Source organism: Marinobacter sp. V34 (assembly GCF_055524115.1).
This window is the reverse complement of the sequence record NZ_JBUPZY010000004.1, coordinates 226064-248430: the sequence shown is the minus strand read 5'-3', so window position 1 is coordinate 248430 and position 22367 is coordinate 226064. Positions and strand designations below refer to the sequence as shown.

The 22367-nt window shown below is 51.9% G+C and carries 17 protein-coding genes; 12 read left to right on the top strand and 5 right to left on the bottom strand.

Annotated elements, in window-relative coordinates:
- Positions 1-34: 34 nt before the first annotated feature.
- The 3 genes from AC0B60_RS08850 to AC0B60_RS08840 are packed head-to-tail and all read left to right on the top strand — an operon-like array spanning position 35 to position 2668.
- The gene (locus tag AC0B60_RS08850; protein WP_465085390.1) at positions 35-1159 is read left to right on the top strand and encodes a Mur ligase family protein; all 1125 of its coding nucleotides are present in this window, start codon (positions 35-37) and stop codon (positions 1157-1159) included.
- Complete coding sequence (locus AC0B60_RS08845; protein WP_465085389.1) at positions 1146-1787, top strand: N-acetyltransferase family protein; 642 nt, start codon at positions 1146-1148, stop codon at positions 1785-1787. Before AC0B60_RS08850 ends, AC0B60_RS08845 begins: the two co-directional genes overlap by 14 nt.
- A 14-nt stretch (positions 1788-1801) precedes the next feature.
- Positions 1802-2668, top strand: coding sequence for a polysaccharide deacetylase family protein (locus AC0B60_RS08840; protein ID WP_465085388.1), 867 nt, complete (start codon positions 1802-1804; stop codon positions 2666-2668).
- Positions 2669-2692: 24 nt separating this feature from the next.
- On the opposite strand, the gene AC0B60_RS08835 is transcribed toward AC0B60_RS08840, so the two are convergent.
- Complete coding sequence (locus tag AC0B60_RS08835) at positions 2693-3472, bottom strand: sulfotransferase family 2 domain-containing protein (protein WP_465085387.1); 780 nt, start codon at positions 3470-3472, stop codon at positions 2693-2695.
- Between the two features lie 248 nt (positions 3473-3720).
- Here AC0B60_RS08835 and AC0B60_RS08830 point away from each other — a divergent pair, with 248 nt between their 5' ends.
- The 9 genes from AC0B60_RS08830 to xrt all read left to right on the top strand — a co-directional run bounded on the left by AC0B60_RS08830 (position 3721) and on the right by xrt (position 15520).
- Positions 3721-4848: a glycosyltransferase family 4 protein gene (locus tag AC0B60_RS08830; protein ID WP_465085385.1), complete on the top strand. Its 1128-nt coding sequence runs from the start codon at positions 3721-3723 to the stop codon at positions 4846-4848.
- 152 nt (positions 4849-5000) lie between these two features.
- Entirely contained in the window at positions 5001-6380 is a 1380-nt protein-coding gene (locus tag AC0B60_RS08825; RefSeq protein ID WP_465085384.1) for a hypothetical protein, read from the top strand.
- Positions 6381-6415: 35 nt separating this feature from the next.
- Complete coding sequence (locus AC0B60_RS08820) at positions 6416-7939, top strand: oligosaccharide flippase family protein (RefSeq protein WP_465085383.1); 1524 nt, start codon at positions 6416-6418, stop codon at positions 7937-7939.
- Between the two features lie 17 nt (positions 7940-7956).
- Positions 7957-9930: an asparagine synthase (glutamine-hydrolyzing) gene (gene asnB, locus AC0B60_RS08815; RefSeq protein ID WP_465085382.1), complete on the top strand. Its 1974-nt coding sequence runs from the start codon at positions 7957-7959 to the stop codon at positions 9928-9930.
- The gene (locus AC0B60_RS08810) at positions 9914-10798 is read left to right on the top strand and encodes a glycosyltransferase family 2 protein (RefSeq protein ID WP_465085381.1); all 885 of its coding nucleotides are present in this window, start codon (positions 9914-9916) and stop codon (positions 10796-10798) included. The genes asnB and AC0B60_RS08810 overlap by 17 nt, the downstream gene beginning before the upstream one ends.
- Positions 10799-10829: 31 nt before the next feature.
- The gene (locus AC0B60_RS08805; RefSeq protein ID WP_465085380.1) at positions 10830-11705 is read left to right on the top strand and encodes a glycosyltransferase; all 876 of its coding nucleotides are present in this window, start codon (positions 10830-10832) and stop codon (positions 11703-11705) included.
- Positions 11702-12775, top strand: coding sequence for a GNAT family N-acetyltransferase (locus tag AC0B60_RS08800; protein ID WP_465085379.1), 1074 nt, complete (start codon positions 11702-11704; stop codon positions 12773-12775). The genes AC0B60_RS08805 and AC0B60_RS08800 overlap by 4 nt, the downstream gene beginning before the upstream one ends.
- Complete coding sequence (locus AC0B60_RS08795; protein ID WP_465085378.1) at positions 12769-13899, top strand: GNAT family N-acetyltransferase; 1131 nt, start codon at positions 12769-12771, stop codon at positions 13897-13899. Before AC0B60_RS08800 ends, AC0B60_RS08795 begins: the two co-directional genes overlap by 7 nt.
- Positions 13900-13972: 73 nt before the next feature.
- Positions 13973-15520: an exosortase gene (gene xrt / locus AC0B60_RS08790; protein WP_465085376.1), complete on the top strand. Its 1548-nt coding sequence runs from the start codon at positions 13973-13975 to the stop codon at positions 15518-15520.
- On the opposite strand, the gene AC0B60_RS08785 is transcribed toward xrt, so the two are convergent.
- The 4 genes from AC0B60_RS08785 to AC0B60_RS08770 all read right to left on the bottom strand — a co-directional run bounded on the left by AC0B60_RS08785 (position 15489) and on the right by AC0B60_RS08770 (position 22317).
- Positions 15489-16577 carry a glycosyltransferase gene (locus AC0B60_RS08785; protein WP_465085375.1) on the bottom strand — a complete coding sequence of 363 codons (1089 nt, stop codon included), beginning with the start codon at positions 16575-16577 and terminating at the stop codon, positions 15489-15491. The two genes, xrt and AC0B60_RS08785, sit on opposite strands and share 32 nt — an antisense overlap.
- Before the next feature lie 89 nt (positions 16578-16666).
- A complete protein-coding gene (locus tag AC0B60_RS08780; RefSeq protein WP_465085374.1) occupies positions 16667-17335 on the bottom strand; it encodes a PEP-CTERM sorting domain-containing protein in 669 nt (222 codons plus the stop codon).
- Positions 17336-17483: 148 nt separating this feature from the next.
- On the bottom strand, positions 17484-19448 hold the full coding sequence (locus tag AC0B60_RS08775; protein WP_465085373.1) for a PA14 domain-containing protein: 1965 nt from the start codon (positions 19446-19448) through the stop codon (positions 17484-17486).
- 166 nt (positions 19449-19614) lie between these two features.
- Positions 19615-22317 (bottom strand): tetratricopeptide repeat protein, encoded by a 2703-nt coding sequence (locus AC0B60_RS08770; RefSeq protein ID WP_465085371.1) that lies wholly within the window; start codon positions 22315-22317, stop codon positions 19615-19617.
- Positions 22318-22367: the final 50 nt, after the last annotated feature.

The window sequence follows — 22367 nt, the reverse complement described above, 5'->3', positions numbered from 1 at the left end:
GTAAGAATAACCACTATTCAAGGAGTGGATGTAAGTGATTCGTACCCGTCGCCTTTTAGAAAGCTACCTTGCGTTTCTTGCCAAAATGGTGATGTTAAGGTTCCGCCCCAGAATTGTCGCCGTTACTGGTTCTGTCGGAAAAACCACCACGACAACTGTCATTTACGGCCTACTGATGGGTCTTTCAGAAAAACAGCTAATCGGTGAGTTTCGAAGCAATTCAACTAACAATATGAACGGTACGGTAGGTGTTTTTCTAACTGTACTTAATTCAAACCGTTATGTAGGGGCTGATTTTGCTGGATTGCGAGAGGTGGCGAGGCTTACAGCGACGACAATTTGTACAGTTTTGAATCCTGGCGCCACCTATCCTGAAATCCTTCTTCTTGAGTGTGGAATCTCCGGGAAAGGCGAAATGCGCCGAATGGCTCGGGTAATTAAGCCCAATATCGTTGTCGTGACGACGGTCGGTCATGCACATCTCGAGCGAGGGATGCTTACGCTTGATGATATCGCCAGGGAGAAGTCAGAGTTGGTGCGCGCATGTAAGCAAGAGGGCTTGGCGCTTTTGGGGGCGGAAAATGAGTGGACCAGAAATATGGCTCCGCTGTCCCGGTCGACCTCAAAGCTGGTAGAGGGTAAAGGTATAGCCTTCGGCGTAAACGCTGCGAGACTGGTGGCTGATTGGCTGGGAGTGCCTCGCAGTGAGGCGGAATTATTGCTAGAAAACCCGGCAACAGCGCCCCACAGGCTCGAAAAAATCGAGGGGAATGGATTTCTAGTCATAGACGATACCTTCAATGCGAACCCTCTTTCCATGAAGTTGGCACTGGATACTCTGCAATCGGAGCAATGTACTGGCCGAAAAGTAGCTGTTTTGGGGCAAATGAAGGAGCTTGGACCTAGTTCCCACGAACTCCACAAAGAAATCGCTGACTACTCGAGAGCGAAGGCAGACGTTGTGCTTGGAGTCGGTGAGGAGTTTGGCCGCCTTTATGAACCCGACGGTTTCTATAAAGACTCTGCGGAGTGTGCTCGTAATATCGGAAAATGGATCGGGAAGGGAGACTGTGTGTTGGTGAAGGGATCTCACAGTGTTGGAATGTTGCGTGTCGTTGAGGCTTTGACTGAAGGCGGTGAACGTAATGGTAGCTCTTAAACTATTTTTGTACCGTGCCAAAAATCGTCTTTTCTCCAGGCGCGCCTGGGTTGTGCTTCGTCGATCGCTCGAGCCCTGTACCGAAACAGGTATACCTGACGGAATTGAGGTGCGGGAGGCAAGTGAAAGTGATATTGACGCTATTGCCGAGGCGTTGCCGGATGAGCTGGCGGGAAGGCTTTCCCGTGAGAGGCGGATTGCTTCGGTAAGCGAACGTTTTAGGGCCGAAGTTCCCTGTATCCTTGCAGTAGAGAGTGATTCGGGCCAAGTGGTGGGGGGCTGCTGGTGTCGTAAGGTTGCGCGGGGGAGCATGTTGTGGCCGCTATTGCCCAGCCAGGATGTGGTTTTTGAAATTTCTACTTTGTTTGTGGATCCAGGGTATCGGGGTAAGCATCTTGGGTCTGTTCTTGTGGAATATGCGTGCAGCATGATGAAGGGTAGGGGCTTCAACGGATGTGTCTCACTGGTTTGGTATACTAGGCCTGCGTCGGTAAAGGCTCATTTGAAAATCGGTTTTAAGCCAGTTGGCGAGAAAGTAACCCTTTCTTTTCTTGGGATTCGTCGATCCCATGTTCATCCGGGGTTTCGCCAGGAGCGTCTTCCCCCAACCAGTAAGGCATCCTCATAATGGTACCTGCGTTGATGTACCATCATATTTCCCCGCTCACTGGCCCGCATACGGTCACTCCGGAATTATTCCGCGATCATCTGCAAATGCTGAGTGACAAGGGAATCCGTACATTGTCACTTGACGAGTTCGCAGAGTGGAGGCGAGGTGAGTGCTCTATTCACCAGCCTGCCGTGCTCCTGACATTTGATGACGCATGGCTGGACAACTGGGTATATGCGCTTCCAATACTGGAAGAGTTCAGCGCTCAAGGTGTTTTCTTTGTTGTTACGTCTTGGCCAGGGGACGGTGCGGCCAGGGTGGGTCTCGGAACTGACCCGGATTGGCACCCCTTCTCCCACACAGAATCCATGAAACTGGCGGGCACAAATTCAGGAGACAGTGTTTCGATGCGGTGGTCGGAGTTGTTGGCGGCGAGAGACACCGGCTTGGTAAGCCTCGCCAGTCATTCTCATGGGCATGGAGACTGGTGGAAGCGCGGGATTGGGGTGAAGGAACTATTGGATTATTTCGAGATGGACTTGAGGCACACAAAAGACACCCTGGAAGCGCAATTAGGCGTCTGTCCTCCACATTTGTGCTGGCCTAAAGGGCATTTTTGCAATTCCATGATGAAAATGGCTAAAGACAATGGATTTGTTCACCAGTACTCGACGCTCCGAGGTGGTAACCAGCAACAAGGCACCAAACAGATACGCCGGATAAGCGTTGAGAATCGCCCCGGAGAATGGTTATGGCGGCGTTTGGCAATATACCGTCATCAATTGACTGCGTCAGCTTTGGGTGTCGTTCATCAGAATTTACATTACGGACGAATGAGCAACCGTTACCCGGATTTGCCACGCAAGGAGTTTGTTGGCCCCAGGTTCCGATTAATCTAGCCAGAAATGATCGTCAGGATTTCCTTATGGTCTGGCTGCATCATAAACTTCCTGATCAAATCGGCACATTTCCGCTACTTTCTTTCGTAACTCCGGGGTCACAATTTCAGAAACCTTCCCGTCGCTGGTAGTGCGCTTGTTCTGAACGCCAAAAGAAACCCTGATACCGAGCTCCCGCCTTACATCAGATTCAAAGCGCTCCATGTCATCAGTAAAGCCGATCACAGAGAAGTGCTTGAGGTTCTCCTTGGCCTTTTCCATAAGCTTGGCCGGGTCATCGAGTGTTAATTCGGTATCACCACAGAAATATTCACAGAATTTAAGAGCGTTTCGCTGGCCCATAGGCGAATCCAGATAATCTCCGAAATCCTGATTGATCTTTGATTGGTGCTCGCGCTGATAATTATAGAAATACTCGGAGATGAATCGATCTACCGGGTCTCTCAGTACGGTGATCAGTTTATAGCCCCGGAATTGGTCGTAAGCATTATTATTGAACGGCACATGCCCGCCGATAAAGTAGATGTCTTTCCACATAAGGTAGTGGAGCAGTTCCACTCGGAAGGTGCGTATGCGGTTGAAATCCTCCAGGCTTGAAAAATCGAGTGGGCCATGTTGACGTTCCATCACGGCGGCCGTTCCCGGTGCTGCTATGGATTCCTCCGATAAGAAATATCGTAAGCGTAGGGCCCGGGAGACCGATGTGCCGGCACATTTAGGCACATGATGAAACACAACTCGTTTCCCCATGATCGCCTGTTTGAATTGGTTTCGGTTATTATAGAGGTTTTGAATCCAGCTCATTTCATCGTCCCTGGCTCAGTTGAAAATGATGGTGTCACTTGGCCCTGTTTCCGCTGGGAATTCTCCCATAAAAGCGATTGAACTCCTATTTGTCAGAGTGCGTCACCGCATTTTTAGCTCGATAGCCGTAGGTGTATGACATTCCGGCCCTCTTGCCTCATAATGCGCTGTCTGTTGGGAGTTCTGCCCGCGTAGCGGGTATGTGAGTCTTGGCATACGTTGTCGCTTAATCCAGGATGGACTCAGCAATGCGCATTCTCATGTCTGCTCTTCAGCCCGGTGGGGGCATTCGCACATTTTTTCGCTATATCTACAGCCAGCCTTGTTTTAGCGAGTGTAGTTTCACACTTGTCGCGCCTGGTCGAAGTCTTGCTGATTTTCTTGCCGAGTTTATTCCTGACAACCGCATTACGGTTGTTCCAGCCTGTCAGGGCAATTTGGCATTCACCAGGCAGCTTCGTGAGCTTATTGCCGATGGTGATTTTCAGCTTGTGCATTCACATGGGTTTTCCGCCGGTCTTTTAACGGAGCTTGCCCGAACCGGGTACCGTATCCCTCATCTGATGACAGCCCATGATGTCTTCTTGCCTGCCCAGTTTGCGGGTTGGAAGGGAAGAGCAAAGCACCTTGCTATGTCTCTTCTGTTTCGCCGTATGACAATGATTCACACAGTTACCGAAGATGCTGGCCGTAACTTGCTGGAGTTCTTTCCGGCGATAGAACGTAGCCGGGTACATGGAATTCTTCATGGCGTGGACACAGAGTATTTTCGTGATGGAAATCCAAGGGCGTTAAAGGCGGAACTCGGTCTTGAAGAACAAACTCCTTTGCTGGGTTTCTTTGGCCGGTTCATGGGGCAGAAAGGCTTTCGTTTGCTGGTTGACGCACTTGAAGAGATACACAGAGCTCATAGTGTTGTCCCATTGCCTCATGTTGCGACTTTTGGTTGGGGTGGTTTTATTCGGGAAGATTATGAATATCTGACGAATAAAGGGTTAACCGACTATTTTCACCAGTGCGAGCAGACGGATGATATGGCGGCGGCCATCAAAGGCGTTGATGTGGTTGTTATGCCGTCTCGTTGGGAGGCTTGTGGCTTGTTGGGCATGGAGGTGTTGGCAGCGGGTGTTCCGATAGTGGGTAGCCAGTGCATCGGATTACGGGAAGTGCTCGAAGGCTCGCCGGCCCAAACGGTTCCTGTTGGCGATAGCGGGGAATTAATGAAAGCGTTGGTTGCAGAGCTGAGTGAGCGCGAGTCCCGCAGATCCGATTTTGTACGGTTCCAGCCGGTCGCTGTCGAAAAATTCCATATTAAACGCCCTGCGGAAAGCCTGTGGCAGCTATATACCCAAATGCTGGCAGGAGAGCGCGCATAATGAGGCGGACGCATTTGCTGTTAGCGCGCACTTTGTCCGGGGGAGTATCTGAGCTGAGCCAGCTGAAAGATATAGATCCATACAGTGGAGGCTGTCAATACAGAGAGCTTTCTCCCGAGGACTTTCCTGAGTCCGCGCAGCCTCATCGGTATGTGGAACTGTACCCTGCGGACGACTCAGCTACCCCGGATATTACGCAGAACACGGCTACTCGACTGCTGGTTCGTGTTGATAATAATCTGCCGCTTGCTCAGAGCCTGTTAGAGCAAGGATTTCAGATTGCTGGGCGAATTGGTGCCGGCCGAAGGTTGTGCGCTGCCAATATCGAGCCACATTTTCCGGTTGAATTGTTTATGGCCGGCCCCGTTGCTCCTGCGGTGATTCTTGGCCGCGCCAACGTCAATCTTCTGGCTCAGGCTCGGGCGTTGGGGGGGAGTGGTATTCCTGTCTATTGTGTGCTCACACGGGGTGAGCCTTCGGTGATTGCCAGAAGCAGTCGGTATACCAGGGAAGTCTTTGATTGCCGGAAGGGAAGTGACGAGGACATCAGCGGTATTATTCGCCAGATTGCTAGCGATTCCGGTTGCCGCCCGATTGTATTTACCGGTGGGGATCTGGACATCGGATTGCTGGCGAGGATCTGGCCGTCCATTTCGGAGGTTGCACGTGTTGTGAGTGCGCCGGATAAGTGCTGCTATTTCAATGACAAAAAGATTCAGATTGAAACTGCCAGCGCTGCCGGTATCCGGGTTCCAGAGAGTAGGGTGGTTGACAGCGTTCAGGCGCTGGACTGCCTGGCTGAATTGACCTTTCCTGTTATCTGTAAACCTCTGGAACTCGCCAGAAAAGGTGAGTTCAGGGGAAAGATAGTTGTGGCAGAGAGCGAGGGGGAGTTACGTGCAACGCTGGAGCCGGTTCTGGAAACAGGGAAAGCCTCTATTCTGTTGCAGGAATATGTGCCCGGTGGCATCGATAATCTGCTGTTTGCATTGGTTACCTGTGACGACAATGGACAGGTGAGATGCTCAGTTACCGGTCGAAAACTGGAAGATAACACCAAAGGCGGCATGGGTACTGGTGAAACCCTGAAGGATCCGGAACTTGACCAGCAGGTAGCCAAGACGTTCCAGGCTTTTGGAGTGGGAGGGGTGCTGGGTGTTGAATTCAAGCGCCACTCCGGTACTGGCGAATTGTTTTATATTGAGTCCAATTTTCGACCGGAAAACATCCATTCGGTGAATGAGGCTGCGGGAGTAAATCTGCAATTGGCCGCCTACTTGCAGGCTGTCGGGCTGCCAGGTCTCTATGAACCACTGCCGCAGCGGCAGGCAACCTGGATGGACTTGTCGCTGGTCTTCCTCGCCCGCCTCAAACAGAAGGGGCGAATGGGTGTCTGGCCAAACACACATGGCGTTGTGGCTGATGCTCTTTGGGCAAAAGGGGACTTGCGCCCGGGGTTTGTATGGTACGCACTGAAACTGACTTCTCTCGTGCGGAAGTCTTTTGGCCTTTTGATAAAACGCAGACACTAGTGTCTAGATTTCCGTGCCTAGGTAGTCATTGATCAATGCTTAAACGAATACTTGTAAATACCAGCTCCAGCATGGCCCAACTGATCGTCAGTATGGTGGTGACTTTCATTATGGCCCCTATTTATCTGAAGCTGATGGGGCATTACGACTACGGGCTCCGGGAAATGATTCTGGCGCTTGTGGGCTACATGGGGATGCTCGATCTTGGTATGCGGCCGACCGTCAGTCGGTTTGTATCCATGCATAACGCTCAGAAAAGCAGAGATGAGTTGTTAACGGTTTACGCATGTGCCCTGGCATTTCTGGGTATGGTGGGCTTGTTACTGGCAACGTTTTTCTGGGTATGGGCGATGGTATATCCGGAGTGGTTAAGCCCGGATGATAGTGACGCGAGCACCAAATACGTACTTTTTCTTCTGTTTGTGGGTGCCCAGATATTCTTCGCCTTCCCAAAGACGGTTGTGGGAAGTGTTCTGGAGGGGCTCCAGCGATATTATTTCAAGAATATGGTCAATATCGTTTCGACTATTGCTATTGCCGTTATTAGTTACATTTATATGACACCGGAGAACGGGCTTGCACTGTTGGTTGGTCTGGGGGCGTTATCACAGGTGGTAAAACTATTGATTTTTGGTGCTGTTTTGCTGAAACCTGCGTTAGGTACGCTATACCCGAACATACGATACTTCTCCCGTGAGAAACTGCGTGAGATGCTGTCTTTCGGCTTCAAATCATTTATTCAAGGGGCCGCCTCCAAAGTTGAACGTCTATCAGACAAGCTAGTAATAGGAGCCATACTCGGGCCGGCTGCATTGCCGGTCTACACCATACCAGCTACTTTGGTTGGCTATATTTCCACGATCACCATGACTCTTACCCATACCTTCTTGCCAGTTTTCAGTGATCTCAGTGCAAAAGGCCATCAAGGCAAGATCAAATCAATTTATATGATCGTCAGCAAACTTGTTGTGGCGCTGGTTATTCCTATGGGTGTTGGCATTTGTCTGATCGGTGGGCCGTTTATCGCAATCTGGATGGAAGGAGAGTTCGATCCTGAGCTTGTGGACGCTGTGATGGTGTTACTGGTGACCTACACTTTGGTTCCCATGCTTAATCCATTCGCCAGCCGTTACCTGACTGCGATCAATAAACATGTAATATTTGCCAAGGTTGCGCCGCCGGCTGCGTTGGTTAATCTGGGGCTCAGTATCTGGTTGGTATTTGAGTACGGAGTTATCGGGGCAGCGCTGGGTTCAGTGTTGCCGGTATTTGTCGTTATGCCTATTTTTCTGAAGGTTGTTGCTAACAACCTGGACGTCACTATGGCGCAGTACATGAGACATGTGGTTCTTCCGGCCATTATTCCAGTGGCCGTAATGGGCTCTGGTCTTGCGTGGTGGCGGATTGAATATGGATTTCCGGGGTATCTGGATATTGTTCTCGCGGTTGTGGTTTCAGCAATGGTGTATGGCGTGTTGTATTGGTTGATGTCGCTCGGGAAGGATGAACGCGACATACTGATGCGAATTATGCCATCCCGTTTTAGGCGAAGCGTATGAGAAAGGGAGTTTTCTGAATGTGCGGGGTTGCAGGATTTGCCGGGCCGGAATTACCCGGTAGCAAGGAACAATGTGAATCCATATTGCATAGCATGGGGCGGGCCATTCAACACCGTGGCCCGGATGCCGGTAGTGTGTGGTTTGATGGGGACTTGAGGCTGGGGCTTTCGCACCGTCGCCTTTCCATCATCGATTTGTCTGAACTTGGCGCCCAGCCTATGGTGTCAGTGACCGGTCGGTACGTTATTTCCTTCAATGGTGAAATTTATAATTTTCAGGAGCTGAAAGCTGAGCTTGAGGGTGCCGGTGTCGGGTTTCGCGGTCATTCTGATACCGAAGTAATGCTTGCTGCATTCGAGACCTGGGGCGTTGAGCAGGCGTTGACTCGCTTCAATGGGATGTTTGCCTTCGCTCTTGCGGACAGGGATGAACGGAAGCTATATCTTGCCCGGGACCGGATGGGGGAAAAGCCGCTTTATTATGGATGGCAGGGTGGAACTCTGTTATTTGGTTCTGAGCTCAAAGCCCTTACATGCCATCCTTCTTGGCAAGGCGAGATAAATCGCAGTGCCTTGCCGTTGTTGGTACGCCATAACCTTATTCCAGCTCCTCACACGATCTACTCCGGTATTTTTAAACTGCCGCCTTCTTCGCTTGTAACCATTGACCTTACTCGCATTGAATCGGGGCGATTGCCGGAGCCCACCCGGTATTGGCGCCTGGAGGATCAGTTTGATGAGTCGCAGGACTGGACAGTCGAGACTGCCGCCAACGATCTCGAAGAGTTACTCACTGAGGTGATCGGTAAGCAAATGGTGTCTGATGTACCGCTGGGGGCTTTTCTCTCCGGTGGGGTGGACTCCTCCACCGTCGTTGCCTTGATGCAGAAGCAGGCTACAACTCCGGTAAAGACCTTCAGCATAGGCTTTAACGAAGAAGGCTTTAATGAAGCGGAACATGCGGCGGCGGTGGCCCGGCATTTGGGCACGGACCATACAGAGCTGTATGTGACCGAGCAGGACGCCCTGAAGGTGATTCCGATGCTCGGGAAAATGTACGACGAGCCCTTTGCAGACTCCTCCCAGATCCCTACGTTTTTGGTCAGCGAAATGACCCGCAAGAAGGTGACGGTGGCACTATCCGGCGATGGTGGGGATGAGTTGTTTTGTGGGTACACACGCTATCCCGGTATGTTACGCGGATGGCAAAAGCGGGGTTCGCTTGGTTCACGGTTGAAGTGGCTTGCCGGCCTGTTGCCGCCCGGATTGGCGGTTAAGGCAATAAGTACAATGGCTCCCTCTCAGAAGGGGCGCAGTGCAGATGCACTCCGGTTACGTCTGGCACGGGCCCGTGCCGTGGCTTCTTCACAGAACCTGTCAGAGTTCTACCGCCAGTCTGTCTCCCTATGGCCTGATCCATCCATGGCGTTGGTAGAGCCAGGTGAGGGCGATTATGGGCTGACCGGTCAGTTACCTGAAGAGGTGGCCGATGATAGCCTTAAAACGCTTATGTGGCGGGACCTGAACTGGTATCTGCCAGACGACATCCTCACCAAAGTGGACCGCGCTGCAATGGCCTGTAGTCTGGAAACCCGTATTCCGATGCTCGACCATAGAGTGGTGTCGTTTGCCATGGGGCTGCCCGCGGCGGTCAATATGCAGGGAAATATTGGTAAACAGGTTCTTAGGTCCGTGCTTTATCGCCATGTCCCCAAAAGCCTGATCGAGCGGCCTAAACAGGGATTTGCGGTTCCTGTCGCGGCTTGGCTGAGAGGGGCATTGCGGGAGTGGGCCGAGGACCTGCTGGACCCTGTGAAGCTGAGAGAGCAGGGATATTGGAAAACAGGCATGGTTCGGCAGGTATGGAGTGAACACCTTTCGGGACGTGAAGACTACAGTTTTGAATTGTGGGGTATTTTGATGTTTCAGGCCTGGTTAAAAGAACAGGGAGCATGCACTGCTTCAGGAGAACAACATGAATTCGCCTGCTAACCCTCTGGTAAGTATTGTTACCCCAACCTATAACAGGGCTGACTTTATAGAGCAGGCGGTTAATAGTGTACTTGCCCAGAGCTACACCAATTTCGAATTGCTGATTGTTGACGACGGCTCAACCGACAGTACCAGGGATCTGTTGGAGCCAGTATTGACGGACTCCCGGGTTCGCTATTTCCACCAGGAGAACCAGGGGCAGAGTGTCGCCCGTAATCATGCTCTCTCAGAGGCGAAGGGTGACTTTATATGTTTTCTGGACTCTGACAACTACTGGCCTGCTGAAAAGCTCGAAAAACAGGTCGCGCTTTTCAGGCAGCAACCGGATTACGATGTTATCTATGGGGACATCGTTGTTATCGATGAGGTTGGAACGGAAGTTACCCGAAACAATATGAGCCGCTATTCTGGCCATATAGCCAGATATATGATTCGCGACAATTGCGTGAGTATGAACACGGCCATGGCGCGGCGGAGGTGTTTTGACGAGCTTGGCGCAATGAGTGGTAAACGTCGTGTTGCTGATGACTATGACCTGTGGCTCCGGTTTTCAGCCCGGTTCCGGTTTCTCTATATACCGGATTTCTTTGCGTACTATCGGGTAATGGACGACCAGATTTCCTCTGATAAAACCCGGCGTTTTGATTCCAACTGGCAGATCATTACCGACTTCAGGCGCGAATTCCCGAATGCGATGTCGGAACAGGATTTCGATTTGGGGTTTGCTGCCTTCCATAATAGGAAGGCCCGTTATCTGGCAAGCCAGGGATCGAGGAGGGAAGCGCTGGCTGAGATGCTCAAGGCACTTAGGCTGAGCCCCTTGCGTCGCGCTTCCTGGCGCAGCCTTGCTGCGGTACTTTTGAAGTAGACCATGGCGGGTATAGTATCGAGGGCTTGTTATGGCTATTGTTAGCGTCGTTACGCCAACCTACAACAGGGCCCGGTTTCTACCGGATGCCGCATCCAGTGTTCTGGCTCAGACTTACGCTGATCTTGAGCTCCTCATTGTGGACGATGGTTCAGAAGACGATACCGCTAACGTGTTGGAGCCCTTTCTTAAGGACGGGCGAGTTCGTTATTTCTACCAGCAAAACCAGGGCCAGAGCCAGGCCCGGAATCTGGCGCTTGAACAGGCTAAGGGCGACTTTATAGCATTTCTCGATTCGGATGATATCTGGGCTCCAGACAAACTGGAGAAACAGCTGGCTGTTCTGCAAGCTAATCCAGACGTTGATATTGTTCATGGCGATGAGGCTGTGATCAATGAGCAGGGAGTTGTTATCAGCGCTGACAATATGAAGCGCCATTCTGGTCAGATAACTCGGTACCTGTTAGCGGACAACAGCGTGAGCATTACGACGGCGCTGGTAAGGCGACGGTGTTTTGATGAAATGGGCGGTTTCGATACGTCGGTTGGGGTTGCTGATGACTACGAGCTGTGGCTGAGGTTTTCTGCTCGGTTCTCTTACCGTTATGTTCCGGGCATCGTTGCCTCGTACCGGGTGATGGCGGACCAGATCTCATCCGATAAGCATCGGCGGTTCGCTGCGAATGAGACGATCATCCGGAAATTTCTGGCCAAGTATGATGATGTTCTGACTCCGGCAGAGCGGCGTTGGGGGGTAGCCCGGTTCTACTGCCGCAAGGCTAGGTACATGGCCCGCGTCGGCGAGCATGGCAGGGCAATGGCTGCCATTGCCGAGGCGTTTAGCAATGCGCCGCTGGATATGGCTGTCTGGAAGGCGCTGTATCGCGTTATGGTTCCTCGGAAATGACCGCAGAAAATGGTTTACCCCGGTGCGTTCCCTGGCAGCCAAAATACCGGGAGGGCGTACTCAGGCTCTTCAGGGACGTGTCCTACAAGGCGGAGTTGTGGCAATGGCAGTTTGAGTCCAATCCTTTTGATTTATCGTTTACGCCCGTGGTGCTGGTTGACGGCGAGGACAGGGTAGTTGGGTTCAATGGTGTGATGGCCGTCCGTGCCACCGACCGTGGCGAAGATATACGGGTTTTGTGGAGCTGTGATTTCTACCTTGCCGAGCACTGGCGCGGGCAAGGGCTGGGTAGTGCCATCAAACACGAGCTGCATAAGCAGGCACCTGTGGTCATGGCCTTTGGAATCAGTGATCGGGCCAGTGATGTGCTCCGTCACCTTGGTTGGGTGCCCAATGACTCGGTAAGGAGCTACAGGATGTTGCGCCGGCGCAGAGGGCTTCGCAGTTGGTTGCTGACCGTTCTCCAGGGCCTGAACAAGTTCCGGTTGGCGTTTTCTGCTGCGCCGGATGCAGTGGGAATGCCTATTCACGTGCGTTCAAGCCTTCCTGACAAAGAGCAGGTTGATTCACTTTGGAGGCGGTGCGCTCCAGACTACCAAAGAGCTATTCAAAGAAGTTTTGCCTACCTTGACTGGCGTTACCAGCGTCATCCATTGGGCCGGTATGGATTCGTTTGTGCGTGGGTGGATGAAAAACTGGTAGCAATACTGATTACACGTTTCAGCCGGGGCACGCTGCGTATTGTGGACTACTGCGGTCCGGCCCATAACCAGTCGCTTAAGCGAACGCTTGTGAAGGCGGCGCTCCGGCACTGGCCACATGCCAGCCAAGTGGTTTCTATTACCTCGGATTCTGAGTTGGCGAAAACGTTCCTGGCGGAAGGATTCGTTCAGCTCATGGGCCGGCCACGTTTCTACATTTATGAGCCCGACAAGGAACGCTCTGACCAGTTGTCTGACTGGTTTATTATGGCTGGTGACTCCGATGGCGAGTTCCTGCAGGCCGCCAGTGATTTTTACAATACCAAAACCGTACCGGGTGTGTCGGATTTGGAGCGTGCACTATGTTAACTGTCAAACCGGTTTCCGAGGCGGGCTTTGCCGCTATGGCGGAAGAATGGCAACGGTGCCTTGAGGCATCGGATGCCAACCCTTTGTTTATGAGCTGGCCCTGGCTTTATAGCTGGTGGGAAACCTGGTCTCAGATTCTGGGTATGGATCTGGTGCTGCTTGGTGTTTTTGATGAAGAAGGTGAGCTTGTAGGCATTGGCCCTTTCTGCAGACGAGTTCTGGTGACGCCTGCTGGTGTTCGGGTTGCCCGCCTCTATATGATTGGGAATGCTTGGCGGCTTGCGCCAACCGTTCGGACGGAATATTGCGGAATCGTTGCCCGCCGGGGATTTATGCAACGTGTCAGAGCGGCGCTCGCGCCTGCGCTGGAACAGTTGGAATGGGATGAGTTGATCTGTAGCGATGCACCCTTGGATCAGTTGAAGAATCTGGAAGCCGGAGGCCTTGACGATCGAAGGGCCTACCGGATTGTTCGCCGTACCACCGATACCGGAATTCGCATCGATACTTCGGATTGTTTTGGTGACTGGTTAGGCGGGCTCGGGAAAAATACGCGGCTGAAAGCCTACAATCGAAGGGCGTACTTACAGAAGAAGGGCGATCTTGTTTTCGTGAACCACGATCAAGGCCGTGATGGCGACTTTTTTGAGCGCCTTAATGCGTTTCATATTAAGCGCTGGGGGAAGCCAGCATTCGACAGGGAGGCTATCAGATTTCATCGCCTGCTCCTTGAGAGGCTTCACCTATGTGATGGTGAGCCGGCTATGAGCGTGATTCTCTATAACGGGCGCTGTGTTTCTATATTGTACGACCTGGTGGTTCGGGGCTGCCGCTACAATCTCCAGGCTGGGTATGAGGAAGATTTCGATGTGAAAGTGTCGCTGGGATATCTCCACCTGGGGTTCGCCATTGAGGCTGCGTTTAATCACGAAACAACAAGTGCGTATGATCTGCTGGCTGGCAACGGTAAGAAGGAGTTTTATAAATCGCGTTTTCATGGGGAGCCTGTGCATTTCGCTACGTTCCAAGTAGTTCGCAGCCCTTTGCTCAAAACTCTGTATCGTATTCAGGCGTCCAGTCCCCCATTAATCGCGAGGGCGTTCACTCGCAGGATGGGCTTGTGATCCATGCATGGCAAAAGCTGTCATGTGCAGGCACAATACCCGGGGTTAGATTACATGTAAGGGAAGCAGACATATGGCGATTGAAAGGATTCGTGATCGTAGCTTGGCTCACACAGTACTTCCATTCTTTGTAGTATTCGGCGCCCTTTCCCTGCTTATCTGGTCCACCGTTGAGGGGATCGTCAGCCGCTGGTTCAAGTTTGATGAATCATACTCCCACGGCCTTTTGCTTCTATTGGTTTCCGTTGTCCTTGTTGCAAGGACGGTGAAACGGGTATCACCTATTCCTGGCTTTTACCCGTTATGGCTGATTCCTTTTGCACTGGCGTTGTTGGCGTATGGCCTCGGTAACATCCTACGGGTGCAGGCACTGCAGGAATTAACCATTGTGCCGCTTTTACTGGGCGTCCTGGCAATTTTCCTGGGGTGGAAGCAGGTGCGTCTGTTTATTATTCCAGTGGGTTTGCTGTTCTTTGCGGTGCCGGTTTGGGATTATCTCTCCTGGACGCTTCAGCTGATTACGGTTGAGATCAATCAGTTGTTGCTAGGTTTGTTTGATATCGAGTTCGAGGTTGAGGGTGTATTTGTCTATCTCATCGGTGTGGGGGCCTTTGAGGTGGCTCATGGTTGTTCCGGCTTACGCTATTTGCTGGTAGGGCAGTCGCTGGCGGCCCTTTATGGTGAGCTGAACTTCCGGCGCCTGCGTTCCCGGATACTGTTCTTTCTTATTGCTGTTGTGTTGGCATTGTTGGCCAACTGGATACGCGTGTTCGTGATTATCTACATGGGTTATGAAACCAACATGCAAACTGGCCTGATTGAGAATCATGATAACTTCGGCTGGTGGGTATTTGCAGCCACACTGGTGCCCTTGTTCCTGATCGGCCGGAGACTTGAGCTAACCAGAGGTGAGCAGGCGGATATGGTTGAGTCGTTGCCCACTACAAGTGAGGCCCAGGGCGGCCGTAGGATATGGGCCGGCGCACTGGTAACCGCAGCTCTGCCAATACTGTTGGTTACCCTGTCGCCGTCTTCTGCGGGGCAAATTAAACCCTCACCGGATGTATTCGATATCAGCCTTGATAGAGAGCATTACGCGCCGTTGTTCGGAAACCGTTTGAATGGATGGCGGCCACAGATACGAAACCCAGACTTGGTGTTCGCCCAGACGCTGTTTGATCGTCAGGCCCTTTCCCAAGAGGCTGGGCCAGAACAGAAATTGTTTGTGGGTGTGTACAGTTATGCTCATCAGCGCCATAGGGCGGAACTTGTTCAGTATTGGAATCGAATTTACGACCGTAATGACTGGGTACCTGAAGAATTCTTCAAGGTGATGTCTCCTTCAGATATTCCTTTGCAAGGAGTGACGCTGCGAAACCTTTCATCTGGTATTCGAATTCATCTGGCATATGGTTATTATGTTGCGGGCCTTTGGGAGACTGACCAGTGGCGCGCAAAATTTGCCCAGATCGTGAGTTTTTTCAGCCTGCGCACGGACGCATCTCTGGTTGTTTTCGGAGTAGCTTGTAATGAGTGTGATGGCGAGGCAGCGGTTGTCGATTTCGTAAGCGATGTTTTTTCGCCGATTATCAACCAGATTGATCGGCAGTTTGTTGAGTAAGACTAGCAGTTTGTGGCGCTACAGAGGCGATAAGCTGCTCCAGTCGCTTTTCAAATGCCTGATGGTTGTCGATGGTCCATTGCTGAGCCTCCAATGCCTTCGCATTAATAGTATCGCTAGACTCCGCAAAAACTTGTTGTAGACAGAGCTCCAGGTTTTCAACAGTTACCTTGTAACGTGTTCCAAGGCGCGAGGGGTGGTTTTCGGACCAGGGTACAAGATAGCCTCGGCTGGTCGTGACCAGTTCATTCATCGGAGGGGCGTTGGTAGTGACTGCGACCGCTCCCGCAGACATCGCTTCTCCTAGCACCTGACCGTATCCTTCCACTTCTGAAGGGATGATAGCCACTGTCGTGCAACTCCAGAGTTTTTTCATTTCTGCGTTAGACAGATTCTTCTTCAGAATAATATTGGCAGGCAATGCACGTTCAACAAGTGGACTGTTTGCAACAATGATGAGAGTTGGCCATTCTGGATGCCTTTCCCAGGCGCCTATGACTACAGAAGTGCCTTTCGATAGACTGGAGCCGGCCACATGCAGATAGGTTCCGGGCTGTTTTAGATGCAATTGAGCGGTTAACGCTCGCCTGGCTCCAGGGGTAGAAAATCCCAGGAATTCCACTTTGCCATGTAGCTTTCTGAAGCGGCGTTCTGCTACTTGGGTTTTACAGAGTACCGCGTCGATATCAATGAGGTAGTGGCTGCGTTCGGATCGGAACCATTCCTGATTTGGAATCAGCCAGTTGGTGCATTGAGGGTTTATGTAGTGGGGGTGGATATTTTCAAGATGAATCACAAGATCCACGTTCTGGGTTCTGGCGCGGAATAAGCGCCTGAGCATTCTCTGGAGCGAGTTCGTAAGTTCAACAGCATGTGTGGAAGGAAAGCGCTTTTTCGCTCGCCCCCATTTCCCGGAAAGATTTCGAATCAGGAGGCTTTGGGGAGGAAGGGCTTTGACGGATACCTCATGTCCCAGAGATTGGATCGAATCTTTGAGCAGGTCAGCATCCTTGGTTAGTCCCCGGCCTGAAAGCGTATAAATGATTTCAACAAGCACTGAGATCTGTCGCTCCGATGACATAAAAAAAACCCCGCCGAATGGCAGGGTTTCTATTCTAACATAATACGCTCAAAGCGATTATGTCCTCACTTCTTGGCTCGGCGACGCAGAGCCAGTCCGACAATACCTAGACCGAGGAGGGCAACGGTGCCCGGCTCCGGCACCTTAGTAGCCTCAACTTTGATCAAAAGGTCATCGTGGTTGTCGTCGACCTGGTTGTTGTCATCAAGGCTAAGGATCAAAGAGTCTGTACCTAGTTCATTGACAACAAAGTTGAATGAAGTCGAGCCGTTGGAGTTGCTGTTGTCCTGACTTTCCAGGATAGATGAGGATCTTTTGTAGGTCGCAAACCCAAAATCCAGCGCAGTACCAGTGGTGCCGGTTACAATGGTTGAGAAAGTGTTTCCGACAGTACCTCTGTTCCTGTTGTTAAAAATCTCGACGCCGTTGTACAAGAACACGTTTTCCCAACCGGCTTCATAGCCAATGAAGGTGAAGGTCAGCCTGAACTTGTCATTCGAGGTGTAAACGACACTGTTTCCCATTAGGGCGGAGTCGCCTACGCTGTATTCTGGCGTGCCATCGACAAAGTAACCTTTTGGATCAGTGCTCCCCGTTGCATAACTGTTATCGCCGGGGACACTGTAGATTCCTGAATAAGAGCCAGAGCTATCCGTGCCGATATATGCTGCATTTGCAAGGCCAGAAACGGCAAATGCTGCCGCTACTACTACGCCTTTTGAAAATCCTTTCATGTTTACTACTCCAGTACACTATGGTTGTAACGTTTCAGTTACATGAAAGCATATTTCGGGCCAATTCATATAGTGTTGATATATAATGAAAATATAGTTTCGGCCGGATAGATGTGTAAAATAACTGGACAACTCCGAGATCCGTTGGTTATTGCACCAGAAATTCAACAGTGTCCGATGCCTGGCTGATCAATCCATCCGTATCCACCACCTGAATTGTAAAATACCACTTGCCTTCAGTCAGGTTCTCAAGGATATATTCGGTATCGTCGGACTCCGCACGAGCCTCTTGATGCAGATTGTCCGGCGACTGCCCATATTTGATTTTGTAGTAGCTGATTTCACTAAGCGAGATACCGCTGCCGTCTACGCGGGTACCAGGAGCGGTCCATTTCAAGGTCACGATTGAGGCTTCAGGTGACGTTGGGGCGGGTTGAGTTGTAGGTGCGTCGGGGTCGCGTACGGTCTCCAGAGTGAAGGGATGAAGGCCCAACTGGTAGGCCTCCAATACAGCTATTCCCTCATTGTTGAGTACCTGGTTCGCGCTTGGCTGCAGCAACGGAAGTCCATAACGCAGCTTGTAGGTATCGGCGATGCCATCGTTCAGTGAGCTGATGTCCGCGCTGATATCCAGGTCTAGGCTTTCAACTACCGATGCTGCATCGAGTTGTTCGCCGCTTTGTACGTCCGATATCGTAAAAACTGCTGTCGCATCGTAAAGGAGCTCGTAGTACTCCATTGTGATTGCAACTCGTTCGTCAGCTGCGACGCTGATCTCGGCTGAATACTCAGTAGCAGATTGTTTTTTCCACTGATCAATAACCGCTTGACTGTCGACGAACAGGCGCACGCCGTCATCGGTTCGGGTGGTTAACCGGTAGTTCCGGGTTCCACCGTCATGGGGAGGCACAAACCACCCCTGCCAGCGGATACTGAAGCGGTTGCTGGGCATATCCGGTGAAGGTCTATCACTGCCCCAATTATTCTGGATAACTTGTTCTTTTCGAGTGTAAATCAACTCATCGAAATCGGTTCCGGAAAAATACTGGCCCACAAAGCCCGCAGTGTATTTTGGTGTCTGAGTGGGGCTGTCTTCGGGATCATTCGGGGCCGTGCCCGCTTTATATTCTTCCAGTACGCTGTAACCGTCACCGTCCAGGTCAACGGACTCATCTGACGGATTCCGTGGGTCCAGATCATAGGCGAACTCGTAGCCATCCGGGATGCCATCACCGTCGGTATCCGCGTCGTTGGGATTGGTTGCGCTCCAGAACTCGTCAAGTGCGCTGAGAAGGTCGTTATCCCGGTCTGAATTGGCGTCGGCTGGGTCTTCGGGGTTAAGCCCGTAAAGCACTTCCCAGTTGTCGTACAGGCCGTCCCCGTCTTCATCCAGAGCAGGGTAGTCGGGAGTAAATGCCAGCCCCTGCTCCGCGTCAAAGAAACCGACACGATAGCCCATTGCATAAGCATCTACGGCGGTCATTTCCTGGCCGGTGGTAGGTGAGCGCTGCGCGTAGCTGTGAAGGTATTGACCGCTGACGACCTGGAGGCTGATTCCCGGGCCCTCCCAGGCCACACTGAAGTGGTCGTCGTATCGGCCTTCTTTATGGCGTATTTCGAAATAGTATCGATTGCCCGCTTTGAGGTAGCGAATTGGTGAGGTTTGTGAGGAGTATCGGTCGTAGTCTTCGATGCGGGTGGCCCGGCCCGTTGTCGCAATCTGTTCGGCCGTATTGACACCTTGTGACTCCGATAACCAGAACGCTGTCTCGTCGTCGCCGCTGACATAGAAAGTGTATTCCCCAGTCTCTGGTGGCTCGATAAATCCTCGAACCAGAGTGCCATAGTTGTTCGCGCGGTCTTCAAGCCGCTGCAACTGGTTAAGCTCACTGATTTCATTAGGTGCGTCTGGATAGACGTCTGCACTGGTTAGGGAGTTTACAGTTTCTCCGCTAATACCGTCGAAATACCATACATCCACTTTCCCATGTTCACTTTGCTGGGGGATTGACGCAGTGGGTGGGAGTCTCTCGATGTCTCTGAGCTGCCAGCTTTGACAGCCACTGAACAGTACAACGGCGCTTCCAAGGCCAAGAACTTTACTTACCGACATAAACCTATCCTTCCGTGTAAGCCCGCGGAAGTTGCCTCCGCAGGCTCTTTCAGGTCAATGGTTCTACTTGGTAAGTATTGTTGGGCAATCCGTTAGTTGCCACCGGGTTCTTGGAACGTTTCGCTATGGTGCACAGATAGTTATTCTCTATATGTCTTGTCCGAAATTAACCCTGGTTCCCGAACTTTTTCAATATCCGCTTTGCATCGGCGTCGCGGCCGTTGGCGCGATAGGCTTCTGCAAGGTGCATGGCAATTTCCTCAGAATCCGGTTGTAGTTCGTGGGCTTTCTCAAGTACCGGCAGACTTTCTTCCGTTTGTCCGGCCTTAAACAGGATCCATCCGTAAGTGTCGGCAATGGCGCCGCTTTTGGGATTCAGATCGAATGCTTGTCTGGCAAGTTCCATGGCACGATCGTCGCCTTGCTGATGGTAGATCCAGGCCAGGTTGTTGAGCGCGACCACGTTCCGGGGGGTTACCTCAAGCAGCTCTTCGTAAGGAGGTATCGCCTTATCCGGCGCCTCGTTCTCCTGATGCAGCATGGCCAGATTCATCAAGATCTGAGGGTTCTGGGGGAAGGCCTGACTCGCGTTCTCGAGGGATTCAGCAGCTTTGATGCGTTGTCCGGACCGAGCCAGAGCACGGGCATAAGCGACTTCCAGTGCGACGTTTTTCTCCAGTTCGAGGGCAAGCTGATAGAGCTCAGCGGCTTGCTGGTATTCTTCTTGCCTTTCGAAATAGCTAGCTTCTATGCGGAAGGGAGCAGCGGATTCGGGATGTTGTTGTTTAACGTCTCTCAGGATGTCGCGAGCCTCTTTGGTGTTGCCTTCAGCAAACTGGATGGCAGCCGCTTGAATACCGATTTCTTCATTCTCTGGAAATAGTACGCGTCCTCTGCGTAAAACACTGGCTGCCTGATTCAGTCGTTCTCGCTGGGCCAGTTGGGTAGCAATGCCGTGATACACGGATGCAACTGCCGATTCAGCCGGAGCTGGACTGGACTCGTCTTCACGCTCCAGCAGGCTGGCTGTGAGATCATCGGCCCGCTGAGTGTCGTTGTCGATCAGAGCCGATTCCAGCAAAATCAATCTGGGGCCGTAGGCATCCGGATGTTGTTCACGGATCTGTTCCATCAGGGCGGTCAGTTCTTCTCGCTTCATTACAGCGGTCAGACCTTGGAGTGTCTGACGGTTGTCAGGTGATAGTTCAATGGCGCGGCGATAATAGTCTACTGCCTGGTCCGGTTCATCTCGTAACCGTGCGAGGTTGCCAAGGGCATTAAGTCCGGTGGGGTTATCACTATCAGCTTCTACAGCTCTTTGATAATACTGTTTGGCCTCTTCGATTTTTTCGGCGTTGGCGGCGACGTTGCCACGAGTAACCAGCGCGGCAACACTTTTGGGTTGCTCATTTACCCAATCGGAAGCGGCGGTAATTGCTGCGTCATTGTTGTCGGCGGATACATGGGCCTGGACGATCAACAATCTGGCTTGCTCAGAGTCCGGATCGTTCCCCAGTACCCGGTTTATCTCTTCTATGGCTCGTTCAGTCTGATTTGTGCGTACTAGATAGGTTGCGTATCGCAGTCGCAGGCTGTTGTTGTCCGGGGCCAGATCCAGGGATTTTTCGATAAACTGCTCGCCACTTTCGGTGTCGCCGCTGATCAGTGAGGCGATACCCACAAGCGCGAGTGTGTCGGGGTCAGAATCCTGATCTTCCAGATTGGCAAGAATTTCTCGTGCGCCTTCGGGATTGCGCATCTGAAGGCGGGTAGCGGCAAGCAGTTTTCTCGCCTGATCGGAGTTACCCATATCGGCAACTGGGGCCAGCAGGGATTCAGCTTCCTCTGACCGGCCCTGGCGAAAGCGAATGATGCCGAGCATCAGTGCCGCCTGTTCCTGACCCGGAGCCTGGGCCAATACTTCTTCGAGATAACGGGCGGCATTACTCAGTTCGCCGTTGTTGAATGCCTCCTGTGCGGCTATCAGGTTGCTTTTTATAGTTCCAGGTGCAGATTTGGCAAGAATTTCCTCGTAAACAAACGCTTCTGAGGATTTACCCTGCTCTCGAAGCACATCGATAAGCGAAGACATGGTTTCAAATTTCTGGAACGTCATAATGTCATACTGACCTATGGTTTCCAGTGCGTTGACGTAGGCCAGTTCAGCTTTTTCCCACTCTTTGGCCGCATGGGCGATTCGGCCTTTGAGGAGCCACAAATCCACATGTTCCGGGTCGAGCTCTTCGGCCTGAGCGACGAACTCATTACCCTGTTCCGTATTGCCTTCGCTGAAGGCAACTTTGGCCAGGCCAATTAATGGAAGGGCTGCGCTGGAGTCTAGATCACGCGCATCGGAGTAGGCCTCGCTCGCGTTATCGGCACGGCCGGCCGCAAGGTGAATGTCGCCCCTGATCAGTGAGGCTTCAAGTTGCTGGATACGGTCTGGATCATTCAAGCTCTCCAGGGCAGCCAATGCTTCCTCATATTGTTGCTGCATCAGCCTGGATTCCGCCCTGATCAGTGCTGCATCGTTCAGATTTTGCTGATCAATGGACTGCTCGCCAACATCCGCTAGCAGTTGGTCAAGCTGCCGTTCGGCGTTGCGGGCATCACCGGCAGTGAGCAGATTATTGACAATAAGGAGATAGGGCTCGATGCGGTCCGGCTGCATCTCAATCGCACTACGCGCCTCCAGAGTACTGGCTTTGAGTTCACCCTGGCGCTGGAAAAAGCGCGACTGGTCCAGGTGGCTGAGATACTGGATGTCCTCCTGGCTCATTTCATCGCTGTTGTTGCCGCCGCAGCCTGCAAGCGTCATCGATATGGCAACTGAAAGAAGGGTGGCACGTACTGCTAACACTGATTTCATGGCCCTGTTCCTTTCCTTTCTGGGTATTGTTATGGATTCCCTGTCTGTTA

Excerpts from the sequence above, each read along its gene's own strand:
- AC0B60_RS08775 (WP_465085373.1), bottom strand. The coding sequence starts at position 19,448 with ATGTCGGTAAGTAAAGTTCTTGGCCTTGGAAGCGCCGTTGTACTGTTC.
- AC0B60_RS08800 (WP_465085379.1), top strand. The coding sequence starts at position 11,702 with ATGACCGCAGAAAATGGTTTACCCCGGTGCGTTCCCTGGCAGCCAAAA.
- AC0B60_RS08820 (WP_465085383.1), top strand. The coding sequence starts at position 6,416 with ATGCTTAAACGAATACTTGTAAATACCAGCTCCAGCATGGCCCAACTG.
- AC0B60_RS08835 (WP_465085387.1), bottom strand. The coding sequence starts at position 3,472 with ATGAGCTGGATTCAAAACCTCTATAATAACCGAAACCAATTCAAACAG.
- AC0B60_RS08830 (WP_465085385.1), top strand. The coding sequence starts at position 3,721 with ATGCGCATTCTCATGTCTGCTCTTCAGCCCGGTGGGGGCATTCGCACA.
- AC0B60_RS08845 (WP_465085389.1), top strand. The coding sequence starts at position 1,146 with ATGGTAGCTCTTAAACTATTTTTGTACCGTGCCAAAAATCGTCTTTTC.
- AC0B60_RS08840 (WP_465085388.1), top strand. The coding sequence starts at position 1,802 with ATGTACCATCATATTTCCCCGCTCACTGGCCCGCATACGGTCACTCCG.
- xrt (WP_465085376.1), top strand. The coding sequence starts at position 13,973 with ATGGCGATTGAAAGGATTCGTGATCGTAGCTTGGCTCACACAGTACTT.
- AC0B60_RS08770 (WP_465085371.1), bottom strand. The coding sequence starts at position 22,317 with ATGAAATCAGTGTTAGCAGTACGTGCCACCCTTCTTTCAGTTGCCATA.
- AC0B60_RS08780 (WP_465085374.1), bottom strand. The coding sequence starts at position 17,335 with ATGAAAGGATTTTCAAAAGGCGTAGTAGTAGCGGCAGCATTTGCCGTT.
- AC0B60_RS08810 (WP_465085381.1), top strand. The coding sequence starts at position 9,914 with ATGAATTCGCCTGCTAACCCTCTGGTAAGTATTGTTACCCCAACCTAT.
- AC0B60_RS08805 (WP_465085380.1), top strand. The coding sequence starts at position 10,830 with ATGGCTATTGTTAGCGTCGTTACGCCAACCTACAACAGGGCCCGGTTT.
- asnB (WP_465085382.1), top strand. The coding sequence starts at position 7,957 with ATGTGCGGGGTTGCAGGATTTGCCGGGCCGGAATTACCCGGTAGCAAG.
- AC0B60_RS08795 (WP_465085378.1), top strand. The coding sequence starts at position 12,769 with ATGTTAACTGTCAAACCGGTTTCCGAGGCGGGCTTTGCCGCTATGGCG.